This is a genomic window from Comamonas sp. 14P8.1.4, assembly GCF_057799285.1.
In genome coordinates this window covers 122675-140933 of the sequence record NZ_JBYOKN010000005.1, presented here as the reverse complement: position 1 = coordinate 140933, position 18259 = coordinate 122675, and the positions used below count along the sequence as shown (strand labels likewise).

20 protein-coding genes and 3 tRNA genes are annotated in these 18259 nt (G+C 61.6%); 16 read left to right on the top strand and 7 right to left on the bottom strand.

The features are described from left to right. Nucleotides 1-30: 30 nt before the first annotated feature. Both ispF and ispD read right to left on the bottom strand, forming a co-directional pair. Entirely contained in the window at nt 31-510 is a 480-nt protein-coding gene (ispF, locus tag AC27VO_RS11010; RefSeq protein WP_488666760.1) for a 2-C-methyl-D-erythritol 2,4-cyclodiphosphate synthase, read from the bottom strand. 49 nt (nt 511-559) lie between these two features. After that, nucleotides 560-1378 carry a 2-C-methyl-D-erythritol 4-phosphate cytidylyltransferase gene (gene ispD, locus AC27VO_RS11005; protein ID WP_488666759.1) on the bottom strand — a complete coding sequence of 273 codons (819 nt, stop codon included), beginning with the start codon at nt 1376-1378 and terminating at the stop codon, nt 560-562. Between the two features lie 101 nt (nt 1379-1479). On the opposite strand from ispD, the gene mfd reads away from it, so the two are divergent. The 5 genes from mfd to AC27VO_RS10980 all read left to right on the top strand — a co-directional run bounded on the left by mfd (nt 1480) and on the right by AC27VO_RS10980 (nt 8466). Beyond that, nucleotides 1480-4956 (top strand): transcription-repair coupling factor, encoded by a 3477-nt coding sequence (gene mfd / locus AC27VO_RS11000; RefSeq protein WP_488666758.1) that lies wholly within the window; start codon nt 1480-1482, stop codon nt 4954-4956. Nucleotides 4957-5041: 85 nt separating this feature from the next. After that, on the top strand, nt 5042-5665 hold the full coding sequence (locus AC27VO_RS10995) for a hypothetical protein (RefSeq protein ID WP_488666757.1): 624 nt from the start codon (nt 5042-5044) through the stop codon (nt 5663-5665). 191 nt (nt 5666-5856) lie between these two features. Then, a complete protein-coding gene (locus tag AC27VO_RS10990) occupies nt 5857-6834 on the top strand; it encodes a Bug family tripartite tricarboxylate transporter substrate binding protein (protein ID WP_488666756.1) in 978 nt (325 codons plus the stop codon). Nucleotides 6835-6930: 96 nt separating this feature from the next. Continuing rightward, nucleotides 6931-7641 carry a phosphoserine phosphatase SerB gene (gene serB, locus AC27VO_RS10985; RefSeq protein ID WP_488666755.1) on the top strand — a complete coding sequence of 237 codons (711 nt, stop codon included), beginning with the start codon at nt 6931-6933 and terminating at the stop codon, nt 7639-7641. Nucleotides 7642-8022: 381 nt separating this feature from the next. Next, complete coding sequence (locus AC27VO_RS10980; protein WP_488666784.1) at nt 8023-8466, top strand: ABC transporter substrate-binding protein; 444 nt, start codon at nt 8023-8025, stop codon at nt 8464-8466. A 59-nt stretch (nt 8467-8525) separates the two neighbouring features. Here the strand turns inward: AC27VO_RS10980 and AC27VO_RS10975 are convergent, their stop codons facing one another. Beyond that, nucleotides 8526-8741 carry a DUF3820 family protein gene (locus AC27VO_RS10975; protein WP_488666754.1) on the bottom strand — a complete coding sequence of 72 codons (216 nt, stop codon included), beginning with the start codon at nt 8739-8741 and terminating at the stop codon, nt 8526-8528. A gap of 178 nt (nt 8742-8919) precedes the next feature. Here AC27VO_RS10975 and AC27VO_RS10970 point away from each other — a divergent pair, with 178 nt between their 5' ends. Then, on the top strand, nt 8920-9705 hold the full coding sequence (locus tag AC27VO_RS10970) for a MetQ/NlpA family ABC transporter substrate-binding protein (protein ID WP_488666753.1): 786 nt from the start codon (nt 8920-8922) through the stop codon (nt 9703-9705). A 236-nt stretch (nt 9706-9941) separates the two neighbouring features. Next, nucleotides 9942-10250: a hypothetical protein gene (locus AC27VO_RS10965; RefSeq protein ID WP_488666752.1), complete on the top strand. Its 309-nt coding sequence runs from the start codon at nt 9942-9944 to the stop codon at nt 10248-10250. A 94-nt stretch (nt 10251-10344) separates the two neighbouring features. Here the strand turns inward: AC27VO_RS10965 and AC27VO_RS10960 are convergent, their stop codons facing one another. Next, nucleotides 10345-10989, bottom strand: coding sequence for a LysE/ArgO family amino acid transporter (locus tag AC27VO_RS10960; protein ID WP_488666751.1), 645 nt, complete (start codon nt 10987-10989; stop codon nt 10345-10347). A 70-nt stretch (nt 10990-11059) separates the two neighbouring features. Between AC27VO_RS10960 and AC27VO_RS10955 the strand changes: the two genes are divergently transcribed. Then, the gene (locus AC27VO_RS10955) at nt 11060-11977 is read left to right on the top strand and encodes an HTH-type transcriptional regulator ArgP (protein ID WP_488666750.1); all 918 of its coding nucleotides are present in this window, start codon (nt 11060-11062) and stop codon (nt 11975-11977) included. Between the two features lie 65 nt (nt 11978-12042). Here AC27VO_RS10955 and AC27VO_RS10950 read toward each other — a convergent pair whose 3' ends face one another. Continuing rightward, complete coding sequence (locus tag AC27VO_RS10950) at nt 12043-12504, bottom strand: DUF2721 domain-containing protein (protein ID WP_488666749.1); 462 nt, start codon at nt 12502-12504, stop codon at nt 12043-12045. 210 nt (nt 12505-12714) lie between these two features. On the opposite strand from AC27VO_RS10950, the gene AC27VO_RS10945 reads away from it, so the two are divergent. The 5 genes from AC27VO_RS10945 (at nt 12715) to AC27VO_RS10925 (ending at nt 13958) form a co-directional block, all read left to right on the top strand. Further along, a complete protein-coding gene (locus AC27VO_RS10945) occupies nt 12715-12885 on the top strand; it encodes a DUF3149 domain-containing protein (RefSeq protein ID WP_488666748.1) in 171 nt (56 codons plus the stop codon). A gap of 248 nt (nt 12886-13133) precedes the next feature. Further along, nucleotides 13134-13571 carry a YbaN family protein gene (locus tag AC27VO_RS10940; protein WP_488666747.1) on the top strand — a complete coding sequence of 146 codons (438 nt, stop codon included), beginning with the start codon at nt 13134-13136 and terminating at the stop codon, nt 13569-13571. 71 nt (nt 13572-13642) lie between these two features. Further along, nucleotides 13643-13718, top strand: a tRNA-Asn gene (locus AC27VO_RS10935). A gap of 42 nt (nt 13719-13760) precedes the next feature. Next, nucleotides 13761-13836, top strand: a tRNA-Asn gene (locus tag AC27VO_RS10930). A 46-nt stretch (nt 13837-13882) separates the two neighbouring features. Then, nucleotides 13883-13958 (top strand) — tRNA-Asn (locus AC27VO_RS10925). A gap of 149 nt (nt 13959-14107) precedes the next feature. Here the strand turns inward: AC27VO_RS10925 and AC27VO_RS10920 are convergent. Then, nucleotides 14108-14431: a hypothetical protein gene (locus AC27VO_RS10920; protein ID WP_488666746.1), complete on the bottom strand. Its 324-nt coding sequence runs from the start codon at nt 14429-14431 to the stop codon at nt 14108-14110. Between the two features lie 197 nt (nt 14432-14628). Between AC27VO_RS10920 and aat the strand changes: the two genes are divergently transcribed. The 3 genes from aat to AC27VO_RS10905 all read left to right on the top strand — a co-directional run bounded on the left by aat (nt 14629) and on the right by AC27VO_RS10905 (nt 17003). Next, a complete protein-coding gene (gene aat, locus AC27VO_RS10915) occupies nt 14629-15366 on the top strand; it encodes a leucyl/phenylalanyl-tRNA--protein transferase (protein ID WP_488666745.1) in 738 nt (245 codons plus the stop codon). A 13-nt stretch (nt 15367-15379) separates the two neighbouring features. Then, complete coding sequence (locus AC27VO_RS10910) at nt 15380-16114, top strand: arginyltransferase (protein WP_488666744.1); 735 nt, start codon at nt 15380-15382, stop codon at nt 16112-16114. A 94-nt stretch (nt 16115-16208) separates the two neighbouring features. Next, on the top strand, nt 16209-17003 hold the full coding sequence (locus AC27VO_RS10905) for an IclR family transcriptional regulator (protein WP_488666743.1): 795 nt from the start codon (nt 16209-16211) through the stop codon (nt 17001-17003). Between the two features lie 123 nt (nt 17004-17126). On the opposite strand, the gene AC27VO_RS10900 is transcribed toward AC27VO_RS10905, so the two are convergent. Next, nucleotides 17127-18200: a linear amide C-N hydrolase gene (locus AC27VO_RS10900; protein ID WP_488666742.1), complete on the bottom strand. Its 1074-nt coding sequence runs from the start codon at nt 18198-18200 to the stop codon at nt 17127-17129. Nucleotides 18201-18259: the final 59 nt, after the last annotated feature.

The following is an 18259-nucleotide window of genomic DNA, read 5'->3' as shown; positions in this document are numbered from 1 at the left end:
TTATCCAGCAAGCGCCAGCAGCTCTCTTTTTTATTTCTTATAGATCAGCGCAGCGGCATTGGCCTCCATGGCCTTGAGCTCGCCCACCGGGCCCATGTTCTCCGCCGTCTTGGCTTTGACATTGACCTGGTCTGGCGCCACACCCAGGGCCTGCGCAATGCGCTGCTGCATGGCGGGAATGTGCGGGGCCAGCTTGGGCTTTTGCGCAATCACGGTGCTGTCGATGTTGCCAAACTCCCAGCCCTTCTCGCGCACGCGACGGGCGGCTTCCTGCAGCAGCACGAAGGAATCCGCGCCCTTGAATTCCACCGCCGTATCTGGAAAGTGGCGGCCAATATCACCCAGGCCAGCCGCGCCCAAAATGGCGTCGGTGATGGCGTGCAGCAGCACGTCGGCATCGGAATGCCCCAGCAGGCCCTTGTCGTGCGGAATTTCCACCCCGCCGATGATCAGCTTGCGGCCTTCCACCAGAGCATGGGTGTCCCAGCCTTCACCAATACGAAAATTCATAGCTATTCACGCTTGTCCCTTGCGGGCTAGCGGCCAATTTATTGCTTAATCAGAAAAAAGGATTGCCGCTCGGCTGCGGGGTGTTGCGCTTGCCTTTGAACAGCTCCAGCGTAGCACCACCGCCGCGCTGGGTGAGTACGGCCTCTGCCAGGGCAAAGTCATCCGGGTACGTGACCTTGAAGTTCTGCGCCCCACCGGGCACCAGCTTGGGCCGGTGGCCCATGGCCTCCATGGCGCTGGCCTCATCGGTGGCCGCTGGCCCCAAGCGGCCCAGCGCATCCAGCAGCGGCCCCAGGCGGAACATCTGCGGCGTCTGCGCCAACCATTTGTCGCTGCGGTCGACCGTGGCGGACACACGCACGCCGTTGGCACCCGTCACAGCGGTCTTGAGCGTGTCGGGCAATTTATGCGCCAGCAAGCCGCCCACGGCATCGTCCTCGCACTCGGCGATCAGCTGCTCAATCTGGCGGGCCGTCACCAAGCAACGCGCCGCATCGTGCACCAGCACCCAGTCGTGCTGCGCTGCACCTTTAGCCAGCAGCACTTTCAGCCCACCGATCACGGTGTCTGCACGGGTGGCACCGCCGCACGGGGCATGCCACCACATGGTGCTGCTGTAGCTGTCCAGAAACTGGTCATGGGGCGCCACGGCCACCAGCGTGCCCGCCAGGCGCTGCACGCCGGCAAACGCCGCCAGCGTGTGCAACACCAGTGGCTGGCCCGCCACGGGGTGGTACTGTTTGGGCAGATCCGGTGTGGGTGCCCCTGCGGGAATGGCACGCGCACCGACACCGGCGCACGGGATCAATCCCCAGAAACGACCCTGTGGCAACCCAGGCGCTTTCGCAGCAGCAAGCAAGTCTGTCATGCGCAGCATTCTAGAATCGACGGCTTGTCCCTCGCGGCTGCGCGCCGCATTTCCGCGCTTTTTGCAGGCCCAGCGCTTGCAGCAACAGGATTTCTGGCTCCATGGATCTGCCCAAACTCACGCCCGGTAAACGTTTTTCTTGGCCCACGCCCGTAGGCAGTGCCGATGCCCTGCTGCTGGCCAAACTGGCCAAGCGTGAAAAAAGCCAAGGCCGTATCACCGCCATCGTGACCGCCGACGCCAGCGATGCCCAGCGCCTGATCGATGAAATGGCGTTTTTTGCGCCGCAATTGCGCTGTGCCCTGTTTCCCGACTGGGAAACCCTGCCCTACGACGCCTTCTCACCCCACCAGGATTTGATCAGCGCGCGCCTGGCCACGCTGTGGCGCATTCGCGAGCGCGACCATGCCCATGGCGCCGATGTGGTGCTGGTGCCCGCCACCACAGCGCTGTACCGCCTGGCCCCGCCCGCTTTCCTGGCTGGCTACACCTTTGAATTCCGGCAGGGGCAAAAGCTGGACGAGGGCAAACTCAAGGCGCAGCTGACGCTGGCGGGCTACCAGCACGTCTCGCAAGTGGTCAGCCACGGCGAATACGCCGTGCGCGGTGGCCTGATCGACCTGTTCCCCATGGGCTCAGACGTGCCCTACCGCGTGGACCTGTTTGACAACGAGATCGATTCGATCCGCGTGTTCGACCCCGACAGCCAGCGCAGCCTGGACACCGTCAAGGAAGTGCGCCTGCTGCCCGGGCGCGAGTTCCCCATGGACGAGGAAGCGCGCACCAAGTTCCGCCACCGCTGGCGTGAGCTGCTGGAGGGTGACCCCACGCGCAGCCGTATCTACAAGGACATGGGCCTGGGTGTGGCCACCGCTGGTATTGAGTACTACCTGCCGCTGTTCTTTGATGCCACGGCCACCGTGTTCGATTACCTGGGTGATGACGCCACACTGGTGCTGCACGGCGATCTGGAACCCGCCTTCCACCGCTTTTGGCAAGACACCAAGGAGCGCTACCGCCTGGTACAGGGCGACCCCGAGCGCCCCGCCCTGCCGCCCGAGAGCCTGTTCCTGAGCGCCGACCAGTTCTACACCAGCGCCAAAGCCTATGCCCAGCTGGCCCTGCGCCCCGGTGTGGAAGATGTGCCAGACAGCGCCATCTTCCAGCAATTGCCCGACCTGTCGGTGCAGCGCGGCGCGGAAGAGCCTTTGCAACGCCTGCAGCAGCATGTGCAATCGGCCAAACGCCGCGTGCTGGTGCTGGCCGAAAGCGATGGCCGCCGCGAAAGCCTGCTGGACTTTCTGCGCGCCTCGCAGCTGAACCCGCCTGCGTTTGACTCGCTGTTTGAGTTCCAGAGTACGGCCCACGAGCCACTGGGCATTGCCACCTCCAACCTGATGCGCGGCTTTGCCTGGATCGAGGCTGGCATTGACTTCGTCACCGAGACCGAACTGTTCGCCACCGCCGCAGGCGCCACGCGCCGCCGCAAAAAGCAAGAACAGGTCAGCGATGTCGATGCGCTGATCAAAGATCTGTCCGAGCTGAAGGTGGGCGACCCCGTGGTGCACAGCCAGCACGGCATCGGCCGCTACCACGGCCTGATCAACATGGATGTGGGCCAGAAAAACGACGATGGCACACCAGCGCTGCAGGAGTTTTTGCACCTGGAGTACGCCAAGGACGCCGTGCTCTATGTGCCCGTCAGCCAGTTGCACCACATCAGCCGCTACACGGGCGTGACCCCTGAATCTGCACCGCTGCACAGCCTGGGCAGCGGCCAGTGGGAAAAAGCCAAGCGCAAGGCGGCCGAGCAGGTGCGCGATGCCGCTGCCGAGCTGCTCAACATCTACGCGCGCCGTGCGGCACGCCAGGGCCATGCCTTCCGCCTGAGCCCGCAGGACTACGAGCAGTTCGCCCAGGACTTCGGCTTTGAAGAGACGGCCGACCAGAACGCGGCCATTCACGCTGTGATCCACGACATGGTCAGCCCCCAGCCCATGGACCGCCTGGTCTGCGGCGACGTGGGCTTTGGCAAGACCGAGGTGGCGCTGCGTGCCGCCTTCATTGCGGCCATGGGCGGCAAACAAGTGGCCTTCCTCGCGCCCACCACGCTGCTGGCCGAGCAGCATTACCAAACGCTGGTGGATCGCTTTTCCAAGTGGCCCATCAAGATTGCCGAGGTCTCGCGCTTTCGCACCACCAAAGAAGTCAACGCTGCCTTGCAAGGGCTGGGTGAAGGCTCGGTCGATATCGTTGTAGGCACGCACAAATTGCTGTCGCCCTCTACCCAGTTCAAAGACTTGGGTTTGCTCATCATTGACGAGGAACACCGTTTTGGCGTGCGCCACAAAGAGGCCATGAAGGCCATGCGCGCCGAAGTCGATGTGCTGACGCTGACGGCCACGCCCATCCCCCGCACCATGGGCATGGCGCTGGAAGGGCTGCGCGATCTGTCGGTGATTGCCACCGCCCCGCAGCGCCGCCTGGCGATCAAAACTTTTGTGCGCAGTGAAAGCCAGGGCGTGATCCGCGAGGCCGTGCTGCGTGAATTGAAGCGTGGCGGTCAGGTCTACTTCCTGCACAACGAGGTGGAGACCATCGAGAACCGCCGCCAGGCGCTGGAAGCCATCCTGCCCGAGGCCCACATCGCCGTAGCCCACGGCCAGATGCCCGAGCGCGAGCTGGAAAAGGTGATGCGCGACTTTGTGGCCCAGCGCTTCAACATCCTGCTGTGCTCCACCATCATTGAAACCGGTATTGACGTGCCCTCGGCCAATACCATCGTCATCAGCCGCGCCGACAAGTTCGGCCTGGCCCAGCTGCACCAGCTGCGTGGCCGCGTCGGCCGCAGCCACCACCAAGCGTATGCCTACCTGATGGTACCGGACCTGGAGAGCCTGACCAAACAGGCCCAGCAGCGCCTGGAGGCCATCCAGCAAATGGAGGAACTGGGCAGCGGTTTCTACCTGGCCATGCACGACCTGGAAATTCGCGGTGCCGGTGAGGTGCTGGGCGAAAACCAGAGCGGCAACATGATGGAAATCGGCTTTCAGCTCTACAACGAGATGCTGGCCGAAGCAGTGCGCAGCCTCAAGGCGGGTAAAGAGCCAGACCTGCTCTCGCCCCTGTCGGCCACCACCGAAATCAATCTGCACGCTCCGGCACTGCTGCCCAACGACTACTGCGGCGATGTGCACCTGCGTCTGTCGTTCTACAAAAAGCTAGCGACCGCCAAAACCACCGACCAGATCGACAACCTGCTCGAAGAAATTGTGGACCGCTTTGGCAAGCTGCCTGCGCAGGCGCAGACCCTCATCGACACCCACCGCCTGCGCGTGCTGTCGGAGCCTTATGGCGTGCTCAAGGTGGATGCGGCGCCCGGGGTGATCAACATCACCTTCAAGCCCAACCCGCCGATTGAGCCGATGCAGATCATCAGCCTGATCCAGAAGAACAAGCACATCAAGCTGGCAGGCAACGACAAGCTGCGCATTGAGCGCGAGCTGCCCGACCCCAAGGCCCGCGCACAGATGGTGCGCGATGTGCTGCGCAGCCTGGGCCAGCCCAGCAAGGCCTGAGGCAGCAGCTCCAGGGCTTGAGGCAGATCAAGCCCTGGCCGCCCAGCGGCTGGTGCGCCAAGCCCCTGCGCCGCACAATCGCGGCATGCTGGAAATCGCCCTGCTTTGCCTTGCCCTGTCCATAGCCGCTGCCCTGCGCCCCTGGCGGCTGCTGGCCAATCGCCAGGCGCTGGTGACGCAAACGCACGGTGACAGCGCCCCGCTGTGGACACCCCTGCTGGCCACGCTGCACCGGATGCCGCTGCAGCTGCAGTGGTCAGGCGCCTGCCTGGTCATGCTGTGTCTGGGCTGGCCGCTGGCGGTGCCCGTGCTGTGCGCCGTGGGGATCATTGCCTGCGTGCTCTCCCCGGGTCTGGATGCGACCGAAGCCCTGCGCCTGACGGTGTGGCACGGGCTGGTGCCTGCCACCTTCGCCATGCTCTGGGGCGCGCTGCTGCGCCGCATGCTGGGCACTCGGGTGTTCGTCTATATCTTCGGGCGGGGCTTTGTCGGCTCGGTGCTCAGTCTGTTTGCCGCAGGCTGGTTGTCGGCAGCGCTGGGCTATGGGCTGCCGGGGGTGGATGACGATCTGTCCACCATCGCGCGCTGGCTCATGGCCTGGGGCGATGCAGTGGTCACCGGCATGCTGTGCGCCGTATTTGTCGCCTACCGGCCACAGTGGCTGGCCACCTGGTCGGACGATCTGTATTTACACCAAAAACAGCCTTAACCCCTTATCTGATAAGCGCTAGCAGCTATCCATTCTGAAGAAGCCTACACCACCGATGTTCGGCCCAGTGCCTGCCGCTGGCACGCACCTGCCACCAACACCCAGAGACAGCAGGCATTGATATTGCATACACCTTTTGTACTGCGGCACCTCAGCCCATTGGCTGGCGCAGTCACACCAAGGAATGCACCATGTTTGCTCGCTCCCTTTTGTCCCCCCTGGCTGGTGCAGTGTTTGCACTGGGCCTGTGCAGCAGTGTCCAGGCCCAGTCGGCCTACCCCAACAAGCCCGTCAAGGTGATGGTGGCCCTGCCTGCAGGTGGCAGCGCAGACATGATTGCCCGCGTTGTCGGGCAAAAGCTGGGGGAGCAACTGGGCCAGTCGTTTGTGGTGGAAAACAAGGCCGGTGGCTCCGGGCAGATTGGCATGCCGCAGGTGGCGCGCGCAGCCCCCGATGGCTACATGCTGACCATCTCGCCGGCATCGTTCCTCACCACCAACAAGAGCATTTTCAAAAGCCTGCCCTACGACCCCCAGGCTGACTTTCAACCCATCTCCCAGCTGGTGAACCAACCCATGGTGCTGGTGGTCAAGGACAAGGCCAAGTTCCCCGATGTGGCCACCGTGGTGAGCAAAGCCAAGGCCGATCCGGGCAAGCTGACCTACGCATCTTCGGGGGACGGCAGCCCCCAGCACCTGGGCGCGCTGATGTTCAGCACCCGCACCCATGCCGACATGCTGCACGTGCCCTACAAGGGCGGTGCCCCGGCCATCAACGACACCTTGGCCGGCAATGTGGACATGCTGTTTGCCGTACTGCCCGAGGCCCTGCCGCACATCCAGTCGGGCAAGCTGCATGCCCTGGGGCTGATGAGCCCCCAGCGCTCAGCCCTGCTGCCCGGTGTGCCCACCATGGTCGAGAGCGGCTACAAAGACCTGAACCTGTCCGCCTGGGTGGGGCTGCTGGCGCCTGCCAAGACGCCACCTGACATTGTGGCCAAGCTCAACCAGGCCGTGCGCACCCTGCTGCAAGGCGAGGTCAAGGACAAGCTGGCCAGCAACGGCATGGAGCCCGCCCCATCCAGCCCGGACGAGCTCAAGGCGACGATTGCGCATGACATCCAGCTGCATGCCGAATTGGTCAAAGCCGCAGGGCTGCAACCGCAATAAGCGCGCCCACCCCATCGAAAGCGCGATAATCCGCATCGGCCCCCAGCCCCCCAGCGGCTGTGGGCCGATGTGCCACCTAACCGCTTGCCCGAGTCCATGCCCGCTACCGAATTCGCCCCCGGCCTGACCATTCAGAACATCACCGCCCCGCAAAAGCTCAGCGATTACCGCCTGATCGCTTTTGACATGGACTCCACCCTGATCACCATCGAGTGCATCGACGAGATTGCTGACCTGACGGGCAAGAAGGCCGAAGTGGCGGCCATCACTGAAGCCACCATGCGCGGCGAGATCACCGACTTCAAGGACAGCCTGCGCCAGCGCGTGGGCAAGCTGGTGGGCGTGACCGAGGCCGACATGGCCCGCGTCTTGCAAGAGCGCCTGCAGCTGTCGCCCGGCGCTGAAAAGCTGGTCAAGACCGCGCAGGCTGCAGGCCTGAAGGTGCTGTTGGTGTCTGGCGGCTTTACCTTCTTTGCCGAACATGTGCGCGGCCTGCTGGGCATCGACTTTGTGCGCGCCAATGTGCTGGAGATGCACCACGGCGTGCTGACCGGCGGCCTGGTCGAGCAGCCCTGGGGCGATATCTGCGACGGCGCGGAAAAGCGCCGCACGCTGCTGGAAGTGGCGTCGCTGCTGGGCATTGATGCCGCCCAGTGCATTGCCGTGGGCGATGGCAGCAACGACATTCCCATGATGCAGGCGGCCGGCCTGTCCGTGGCCTACCACGCCAAGCCCCGTGTGCGCGCCGAAGCCAAGGTGTGCATCAACGAAGGCGGCCTGGACCGTTTGCTGGAAGTTGTGCAGTAAGCCTGCAGCACCACCCCTAAAAAAATAGCGGCAAGCGCTGGAGATACAAGGACTTTCCCGTGGTTTTCATGGGAAACCTTTTATTTTCAATCGCTTGCCGCTATTTTTTCTGCCAATGGCGCGCAGCATCCGTAGAATGGCTGCCTCACACCTATAACGCCAACATACCAACGTGTGCGGCCTGCGCGGCAAGCTTTACCCCTGCTTACGGGATCCAAGGCTTGCAATGCGCACTCTCCCCCCCATGTAATCCCTAACAGCCCACACTCTGCGGGCTGCAGTCATTGCATGACTTCTGTTGATTGATCTCCTTTTTCAGGAACCTCAGTGAAAACTTCTTTTCGCACCACCGCTTCTGTGATCGCCGTAACCATTGCCGCCATGGCCGCGCCTTCGCTGGCACACGCCAAGCGCATGGGTGGTGGCAAGTCGGTGCGCCCCGCTGCCATCAACCAGGCACCGGCCAAGCCCGCCACACCTGCTGCACCGACCGCAGCAGCCAAGCCCGCTACTCCAGCAGCCGCACCCGCTGCTGCTGCTGCACCCGCCGCAGCCCCTGCGGCCGTCGCCGCACGCCCCGCAGGCTCCGGCATGATGGGCACCATTGCAGCCACCGCCACCGGCGCTGTGGTCGGCACTTTGGCGGGTAACGCCATTGCCGGCGCTTTCAGCGGCGACGACAAGGCCAAGGCTGAGGCTGAGGCCGAAGCCAAGGCCAAGGCAGAAGCGGAAGCCAAGGCGGCTGAAGCCGAAGCCGCAGAACTGCAAAAGAAGCTGGACGCCGCCAAGGCCAAGGCTGACGCAGCCCGCGCTGCTGCCCTGTAATCCGCGCAGCACCCCCACAACAACGCCCCGCTGGCCTGCGCCGCGGGGCGTTGTTGTTTTCAGCGCCGCTGTTTCAAGGGATCCAGCAAGCTGCTCAAACCGTTGTGGTCCAGCTCGTGCATCAGCTGCAGCAGTGCACCCATCTGCCCCTTGGGAAAGCCTTCACGGGCAAACCACGCCAGGTAATTGCCAGGCAAATCACAGATCAGCTCGCCCTGGTGCTTGCCAAACGGCATGCGGGTCGTCACCAGTTTTTCCAGGTCTTCAGCTTGCACGGCAGATCCAAACAGCGATATTTTGCATAAAAACCACTTTCTTTATAACCAAACTTCTTTTTTCTACACACAAATACACACAGCAAGGCTACACTTGAACCACACCCTGGCGCTGTAAACCCTGGCGCAGGGCTTGATGCAAGAACGCATTTTTTCTGTCACAGGAACTGAATCCACCATGTTGAAGAAGACTCTGACCGCCGTGGCCATTGCCACCCTGGCACTCTCCGCCCATGCTGCTGACGTACTCAAGGTCGCAGCCACTGCGGTGCCCCATGCTGAAATTCTGAACTTCATCAAGCCCCAGCTCAAAGCCGACGGCATTGAACTGCAGGTCAAGGAATTCAGCGACTACGTGCAGCCCAACGCCGCCGTCGAAGACAAGCAGCTGGACGCCAACTTCTTCCAGCACCAGCCGTACCTGGACAGCTACAACAAAGACCGCAAGACCAGCCTGGTGCAAGTGCCCAACGGCAAGGTCCACGTGGAGCCCTTCGGCGCCTACTCCAGCAAGATCAAAAAGCTGGCTGACCTGAAGAACGGCGCCACCGTGGCTATCCCGAACGACCCATCCAACGGCGGCCGCGCGCTGCTGCTGCTGGCCAAGCAAGGCCTGATCGAACTCAAGGACCCCAGCAACCTGACCGCCACCGCCCTGGATGTGGTCAAGAACCCCAAGAAGCTGAAGTTCAAGGAACTGGAAGCACCTTTGCTGCCCCGCGCCCTGGCGGATGTGGATCTGGCCCTGATCAACACCAACTACGCCATCGAAGCCAAGCTCAACCCCACCAAGGATGCGCTATTCATCGAAAACGCGGATTCGCCCTATACCAACATCGTGGCAGCCCGCAAGGACCGTGCTGATGGTGCTGACATTGCCAAACTGATGAAGGCCCTGCACTCGGCCGACACCAAGAAGTTCATCGAAGAAAAGTACAAGGGCGCGGTCGTTCCCGCGTTCTGATGCCAGCAGGGGTCGGGCAGCCTTCGCTGCCATGGCCCATGCGCACCGCATCTGCATAAAAAAACGCTACCTCGGTAGCGTTTTTTTATGGCTCAAAGCATTGTTTTAGCGTCTTGGCAAGATCTAGACCCAGCAAATTGCTTCCATATGTATACAGCAGCACCGCACTGCGGCATGATGCGGTGCTGCACACATCGGCAACATTGCCCACCTCTTCTACCACCCGGATCACGTTTATGAGCGATCAAGCGCCTCTCTCCTTGGATAAAGCTATCACAGTGGGTCTGAGTGAAGTCACGTTGGCACGCACTTTGGAACTTTTCTCCGGGCACCTGGCCACTGGCAGCGATCGCGCCTTGAATTTCCGGGGTGACCTGGCCGAGCGCTACAACTACGACAAGATCAAGCCCGTCATGAAGCCTGCGCGCTCGCAAGGCAACGTGGTCTATATCGAGGCCGTCAGCCAGAAAACCGGCGAAACCGCCCACTACCAAATTCTGGCCAACCAATGGAAGCTGCTGGAAGTGCTGGCCCGCCTGGATTGAGCCCTCTTCCCTCTGGCATGCAAAAAGCCCGCGGCAAATGCCACGGGCTTTTTTGATGGTGCAGCGCTGGCTACGCCTGCGCAGTCGCGCTGTATCAGGCCGCCCCCGGCAGCCCTTGCCACACCCAGTACGCCAGCACCAGCATCATGGCTCCGGTCAAACCATCCAGAATGCGCCAGGCCATGGGCCGAGCAAAGACGCGGCGCATGCGCTGTGCAGCAAAACTGAGCATGGCAAACCACACCAGGCTGGCACAGGCAGCACCCAGCACAAACAGCCACTTCAGATGGCCCTCCTGGCGCGCGCCAATCGAGCCGACCAGCACCACGGTGTCCAGATACACATGCGGGTTGAGCAAGGTAATCACCGCCAGCGCGCTGAGCACCCCCAGCAGCCCACGTGGCGCAACCTGCGAGCCATCGGCCACCACTGACGCATCCGGGGCCATGCACATGCGCCACAGCGCAAAACCGCCGTAGCCCAGCAAAAACAGCACGCCGCCCCAGCCCAGCCACAGCGCCACATCCGGCTGGCTGCTGAGCAGTTGCGCCATGCCGGCAACCCCCAGGCCAATCAAAATGGCATCAGAAGCCACACACCAGGCCACACAGGCACGCACGTGCTGACCTTGCACGGCCTGGCGCAGCACGTACAGGTTTTGCGCGCCGATCGAGATGATGAGTGACAGGCACACGGTAAAACCGGCCAGCCAAGAAGCAGTCATATTTGCAGTCCACATACCCGCAATTGTCGAAAGGACTGCAACATAAGTAAAATTAAACAATCTCAATTGAATTAAGTTTTACTACATGCTCGACTACGCTGGACTGGAAGCACTGGCCGCCGTGCTGCGCGAAGGCAGCTTTGACCGGGCTGCACGCAAGCTGCACGTCACGCCCTCGGCCATTTCCCAACGCATCAAACTGCTGGAAGAGCGTGTGGGCCAGGTACTGGTGATGCGTGGCAACCCCAGCACAGGCACCGAAGCCGGACGCCGCCTGTGCCTGCACGTTGAACAGGTCGCCTTGCTGGAAAACGAGCTGCGCCGCAACAACCCCGAGCTGGTGCCTGAGGGCCAGGTGGCACGCCCCACGCTGAAGCTGGCGGTGAATGCCGACTCGCTCAACAGCTGGTTCGTCGATGCCATGGCCGCCTTCACCCAGGGCGGCAATGAGCTGCTGGACATCAGCATCGACGACCAGGACCACACCGCCAAGCGCATCAAGGAAGGCGATGTGATGGCCGCCGTCACGGCATCGTCGAGCCACATCACGGGCTGCAACATCTGGCCGCTGGCCAATATGCATTACGTGGCCGCCGCCAGCCCCGCATTCATGGCGCGCCACTTTGGGGAAGCGGGCATTACGCCCCAAACGCTGTCGCAAGCGCCCATGCTGACGTACGACCGCAAAGACGCCATGCAAGACAAGTGGCTGCTGCAGCAAGGCGTGAATGCGCGCCATCTGCCCCCACGCCACTGGGTGCCGTCTGCGCACGCCTTTGTGCGCGCCAGTCTGGAAGGCATGGCCTGGGGCATGCACCCCACCGTACTCATCAAGAAACACCTGGCTGACGGCACGCTGGTGGAGCTGGTGCCTGACAGCGGCATCTCCGTGCCCCTGTACTGGGCCCATGCACGCAACGCCCAAACAGGGCTGGAGCGCCTGACGCAATGCGTGATCAACGCTGCCCAGGCGTGGCTGGACCCCATCGACCCCAAGGGGTAAAGAGCCACATCACAAAAAAAAGGAGCCTGAGGCTCCTTTTTTGGATGGTGACTGTCGAGGCGCCCTCAATGCCGCATTTGCCGCCCCGTCTCCAGCACATTGAAATTGAGCAGATCGGTGGCCAGCACCGTCTCCCACATAAAGCACGCCAGCGCTGCGATGAATGACACCACTCCGGCCAGGAACGAGAACACCGCCCACTGGTGCCCCTGCTGCGCCACCCAAGCCTGGCCCACGAACAAGAACACAATCGTCAGACCAATCAGAAAGCCGCACAGCGTCAGCAACCCGATCGACCCGTTGGCAATGCGCCCGCGTGTGCGCAGGTAATTCAGCTCCAGCAGGCCGCGGCGAATGAATTCATCATCCGTGCTGGCCCGCACGCGGTCCTCCATCACCCGCGCCCGGTCGATGATGCGCGCCAGCCGCCCGGCCACCGCACTGATCATGCCGGCCACTGCCGTTAAAAAGAAAACCGGTGCAACGGCCAATTGCACGCTGTGCGTCACGCTGGAGGGGTCGATCATCTGTCGTTATCCATGGAAAACAAGGGTTTCAGCCGCTCATCGGCTGTACATCGATGGTATGCAAAAACCTGGCCCACCCGCCCGGCCAGACCCTTGCTTTAGCGCAAATCGTACAGCCCGCGCCTTTGATGTGCCGCAAACGCCACCAGCCCCCTGCCCCTGATAGTGCAGGCATTACTAACCCATGACTGATTGCGGAGGATGTTTGCCATGAAGATGCTCACCGATTTGATCTCTACCGACTACGGGCTGATGAGCCTGATCGTGATCTTGATCGTTATCGCCATGTGGATTTACTTCACAGTCCTCTTCATGGGCAAGATCAGCAAAAGCAGCCCCGACAGCCGCAAGCCATCTCAGGCAACCAGCACCAAGCATTAGGCGGGTCCACGCGCGAATCCTGCTTCAGGCCTGCATCCGCAGGCCTTTTTCATGCCCGCTGCACACACCGCTCCTTGTGCACCGCACAGCCTTTCTTTAAAGAAGATAGCTGGTAGCGCTCTATATATAAGCCATTCAATATACAAATGCACTGAACCCAAGGAGCTGCGAGCGCAAGAAGCTCTTCTTTTCAAAGCATCCACCCACGCCAGCCCTGAGACAGCCTGCCGTACAGGCACAATCACCCCATGTCCTCGCCTGCCCAGCCTGAAACCCCAGCGCCACACCCCGCACCACCGCCTGCGGCCGTCGTCGCCCGCCACTGGTATACCCGCTGGCTGCTGCGCGCCCTGGCCGTCGCCGCGCTGGCGTTGGGCATTGCAGGCGTTTTCATTCCCGGGCTGCCCACCACCGTCTTTGTCTTGATTGCAGGCTGGGCTGCCATGCGCAGCTCCCCCCGCATGCACACGTGGCTGTGGGAACACCGGCTGTTCGGCCCCATGCTGCAAAACTGGGCCGCAGGCGGCTGCGTCAGCCGCCGCGCCAAACGCAGCGCCAGCATCATGATGGCCGTGTGCGCCGCCATCCTGTGGTTCACCCCCACACCCATGTGGGTGCGCATTCTGGCGTGCAGCTGCATGGCAGGCGTTCTGACCTGGCTGTGGCTGCGCCCTGAGCCCGCATAAGCACCCCGCTTCACTTTTTTGCGGCAACTTCTGAAAGCGCCAAAAATCCATGTATATAATCTAGGTCTTGTTCCCTGATAGCTCAGTCGGTAGAGCGACGGACTGTTAATCCGCAGGTCCCTGGTTCGAGCCCAGGTCGGGGAGCCAACAAGATTTACTGGTTTTGCACATGCAAAACTTACCGGTTATTCCCTGATAGCTCAGTCGGTAGAGCGACGGACTGTTAATCCGCAGGTCCCTGGTTCGAGCCCAGGTCGGGGAGCCATCAATTGCCGCCTTGCAATTTCAAACAACAAGGTCATACCGGTTATTCCCTGATAGCTCAGTCGGTAGAGCGACGGACTGTTAATCCGCAGGTCCCTGGTTCGAGCCCAGGTCGGGGAGCCAGATCAAAGCCAAGCATGCAAATGCTTGGCTTTTTTCTTGGGCGCTACATCTCGCGTTCAAAGCATCCACCAAGCCAAGCGCTGGCATAAAAAACGGGCTTCGCTTGAAGCCCGTGGGTATGCATGCTTACCGCCGTGGGCGGCCACCCATCATGCCGCTCGCACAATCCCCACGGCAGACTTGCCTTTGTGCATCGCATGCTTGTTGGATTCCAGACGCCCATGCTCTGCGCGCTTGCCTGCAGGTGCGCTGTCGTGCACAGGCTCCATCACCTCGACGCCATTCTTCACCGCTTCCCAGCTGGCGATTTCCTCTTCCAGGCGCCGGGCACGCTCGGCATACATTTCCGCAGACGCCTGGTAATGCTCGGCCGCAATCGTGTGCTCCAGCATCGCCATGCGTGCTTCCTGCAAATAAGCACGCGCACGGCGGATGTAGCGGGGCTCCCTGCCAAAAAGGCTCATAGACAACATGATTCGACCTCCTTCATCCGCACCTGCCGAAACCACATCACATAATGCCTTCGCAGGTACTGGTGCAACCATAGCGCCACACCATCGCGGCGTGTGTCCCCATAGGGCCGCGATAGGTGTAGGAGCACCCTGCCACACGCGCCAATCCGATGATGACGCCCTGTAAGCCCACCAAAACGACTGTTTCAATAGCAAAAATGCAAGAGCCAACCTTGATCTGGCTGGAATCTGATGATGATTTCCCCCCCGTCAGCCTGGCCTGGGGTGCGGACACGCCCATGCCCGGACTGCTGGCTGCCGGTGCAGCACTGGATGCTGCACATTTGCAAGCAGCCTACCAGCGCGGCATCTTTCCCTGGTTCAGTCCGGGACAGCCCAATTTGTGGTGGTCGCCCGACCCCCGTATGGTGCTCAAGACCACAGACTTTCGCCTACACCCGTCGTTGCGCAAGACGCTGCGCAAGTTCATGCGCATACCCGGCTACGACGTGCGCATCGACACCCAGTTTCGCCAGGTGATGGAGCACTGCGCCCACACCCCACGTGCTGGACAAAACGGCACCTGGATTGTGCCGAGCATCATCGACGCCTACTGCGCCCTCCACGCGCAGGGCCTAGCACACAGCGTTGAGACCTGGGTGGATGGCAAGCTGGTGGGCGGGCTGTACTGCGTGGCCTTGGGCCGCGCGGTCTATGGCGAGTCCATGTTTGCCCACGCTACCGACGCCTCCAAAGTTGCGCTCGCGGCGCTGGTGGCGCTGTGCCGCCACCACGGGGCCAGCCAAATCGACTGTCAGCAGGCGACCGCCCACCTGGCATCCCTGGGTGCGCGTGAACAACCACGCGCGGACTTCCTGGCCGAGGCCGCCATCCAGCAGCAACACCCGGCGATGGACTGGAATTTCCAGCCCGTATACTGGGACTCGCTTTGCTGAAGGCCTTCACTGCATGACACAGCTCAACGACCTGCCGCACTACAGCTTGCAGTTTTATGCCACTGCCCCCTACCCCTGCAGCTACCTGCCGCAGCAGGAAGCGCGCTCGCAGGTCGCCGCCCCCAGTCATTTGATTCAGGCCGAGGTGTATTCGGCCTTGGTCACGCAGGGCTTTCGCCGCAGTGGCCTGTTCACCTACCGGCCTTATTGCAGCCAGTGCAAAGCCTGCCAGCCCTTGCGCGTGCTGACCGGCACCTACCAGCCTACACGCAGCCAGCGGCGCGCAGCCAAGCAGCACGGCGCACTTGAAATCAGCGTGCAGCGCCTGCATTTTTCGCAGGAACACTACGACCTGTACCAGCGCTACCAGCACGCGCGCCACAGCGGCGGCGGCATGGACCAGGACAACGTTGAGCAATACACCCAGTTCCTGCTGCAAAGCCGTGTGGAGTCGCGCCTGGTGGAGTTCCGCGACCCGCAAGACGGCAACGCCTTGCGCATGGTCTCCATCATTGACTTCCTGGAAGACGGGCTGTCCGCCGTCTACACCTTCTACGAGCCCACACCGCACACCAGCTACGGCACGTTCAATGTGATGTGGCAAATCGCCTTTGCCCGCAGCATGGGGTTGCCGTATGTGTACCTGGGCTACTGGATCGAGCCCTCACCCAAAATGCACTACAAGGCCCAGTTCCATCCGCATGAGGTTTTGCGCGACAACTTGTGGCATCGTGTCGACAAAAGTTAACCAGAGCCACTGAAGGTGCCCCTCAGCGCCAAAGATGTGCAAAGCACGGATCAGTGGCGGCTAGAATCCGGCCATCTACGGCACTGGATTCCCCATGAAGAAGAACGATCACGACGTACCCGCTAAACCCAGTGTGCAGGTGCTGGAGCGCATGTTTGTCCTGATCGACGTGCTGGCCTCTCGCGAAGAAGCCGTTTCGCTCAAAGAAATCAGCGAAAAAACGGGTTTGCACCCCTCCACCGCCCACCGCATCTTGAACGACCTGGCGGCAGGCCGTTTTGTGGATCGCCCCGAGTCTGGCAGCTACCGCCTGGGCATGCGTTTGCTGGAGCTGGGCAACCTGGTCAAAGCCCGACTGAGCGTGCGCGAAACCGCGCTGCCCGCCATGCGCCTGCTGCACAAGCAGATTCAGCAACCCGTGAATTTGAGCGTGCGCCAAGGCGATGAAATTGTCTATGTGGAACGCGCCTACAGCGAGCGCTCGGGCATGCAGGTGGTACGCGCCATTGGCGGCCACGCTCCCCTGCACCTGACCTCCAACGGCAAGCTGTTTCTGGCGGCCGACGAACCCCAGCGCGTGCGCGCCTACGCCATGCGTACCGGACTGGCAGGCAACACCCACAACAGCCTGACCCAGCTGCCCTTGCTGGAGCGCGAGCTGACCAAGGCACGCGAGACCGGTGTAGCCTACGACAACGAAGAGCTAGAACTGGGCGTGCGCTGCATGGCCGCCGGCATTTATGACGACCAGGCCAAGCTGATTGCGGCGCTCTCCATCTCCGCCCCGGCCGATCGCCTGGACGAAGGCTGGCTGCCCAAGCTGCAAAACACGGCCTACGAGATTTCGCAGGCCCTGGGCTTTCGCGGTGCAGCCCCGGTCACACGGTAAGCAGCCCAGACTGCCCTCACCCCAGCCACAGCCCGCCTTGCGCGGGCTGTGCTGTTTTCAAACCACCGCCGCCCGTTCAACCCTTAGAAGAAAGCTGAACGCTTTGCTACAAGAAGGCCGCAGTTAAATACCCAAGAACTGGAACGGCGCGGCAGGCTTGAAGGCCTGCGTGGCATTGCCCGCGTAGGTGTGGTTTTGATCTGCTCCCAGATCAAGCTTGAGCACCTTGCCACTTTGCGGGCTGAAATCAATCTCTTTGAGGTCCACCCAGAAAGTATTCGGAGTCAGTGCCGACTCAAAAAAATACAGCTTGCGCTGGTGGTCAAACACCGTACGCCAGCGGGTGGATGAAATATTCGGCTGCCCTGGTGTGCTGATGCCATAAGGCACGGAGACATTGCGAATCACACTGAAGACGCTGGCCAGATTTTTATTGAGGCTCTGATCTTTGGGAATGGCATTCACATAAAAGGATGCCCGCGCGAAGCGATCTGCAGCACGGTTGGTGCCCGGCAGCATGGTCGTTCCCCCGATCTGCTGCCAATAGGTATTGAGCGCCAGCTGTTCCTCAAAGATCGGAGAGTTGGTCATGACTTGGTAGTCACGGCTGTGGTGAATCACCTGCTTGCCGCCTATGTATTCCACGATGGCGCTGTCCCCGCTGGCGTCAGACATGGACAGGTGCAAAGTGGTCAGCCGGTTTTCACCCGGCACATTGTCGGAAACGATGGTGAAGGGCTGCGTTTTCAGCGCATCAACCGCTTCTTGCACGGTGGCAAAGTTGTCCAGCACGTACTGTGCCCACGCCGCAATCGTCAAGCCCGGCTTGCTGCTGGCATCAAAGGCGGGATATTCCGACTCCACCAACCACAGCAAATTGGCGTTGAGCCCGGCCTCATTGACGCCATCGGTCGTCGAAATGTCATAACCCGAGGTCACCACGCTGCCGTACTTGGAAGTCCAGCGAATCGTGTGCACCCCGGTTTGGCCCGTGCGCGCCATACCGCGCGGCAGCACCCACAGATTGCTGACGATGTCACTCTTCCAATCCATGGAGCGTGCCGTCACCACCTGTCCATCGGCGTCATGAAAAACCAACCGGGTACACGCCCAGGCACTGGAGGCGGCTGCCACCCCCGAGATAGTGAGCAACATTGCCGCCAGCTGGGGGCGAATACGCGGGAAAGTCATGTTCATCCGACATCCTCCAATGAATGGGAAACCGAGCTGCCCAGCCGCATTGACACGGGAATGTC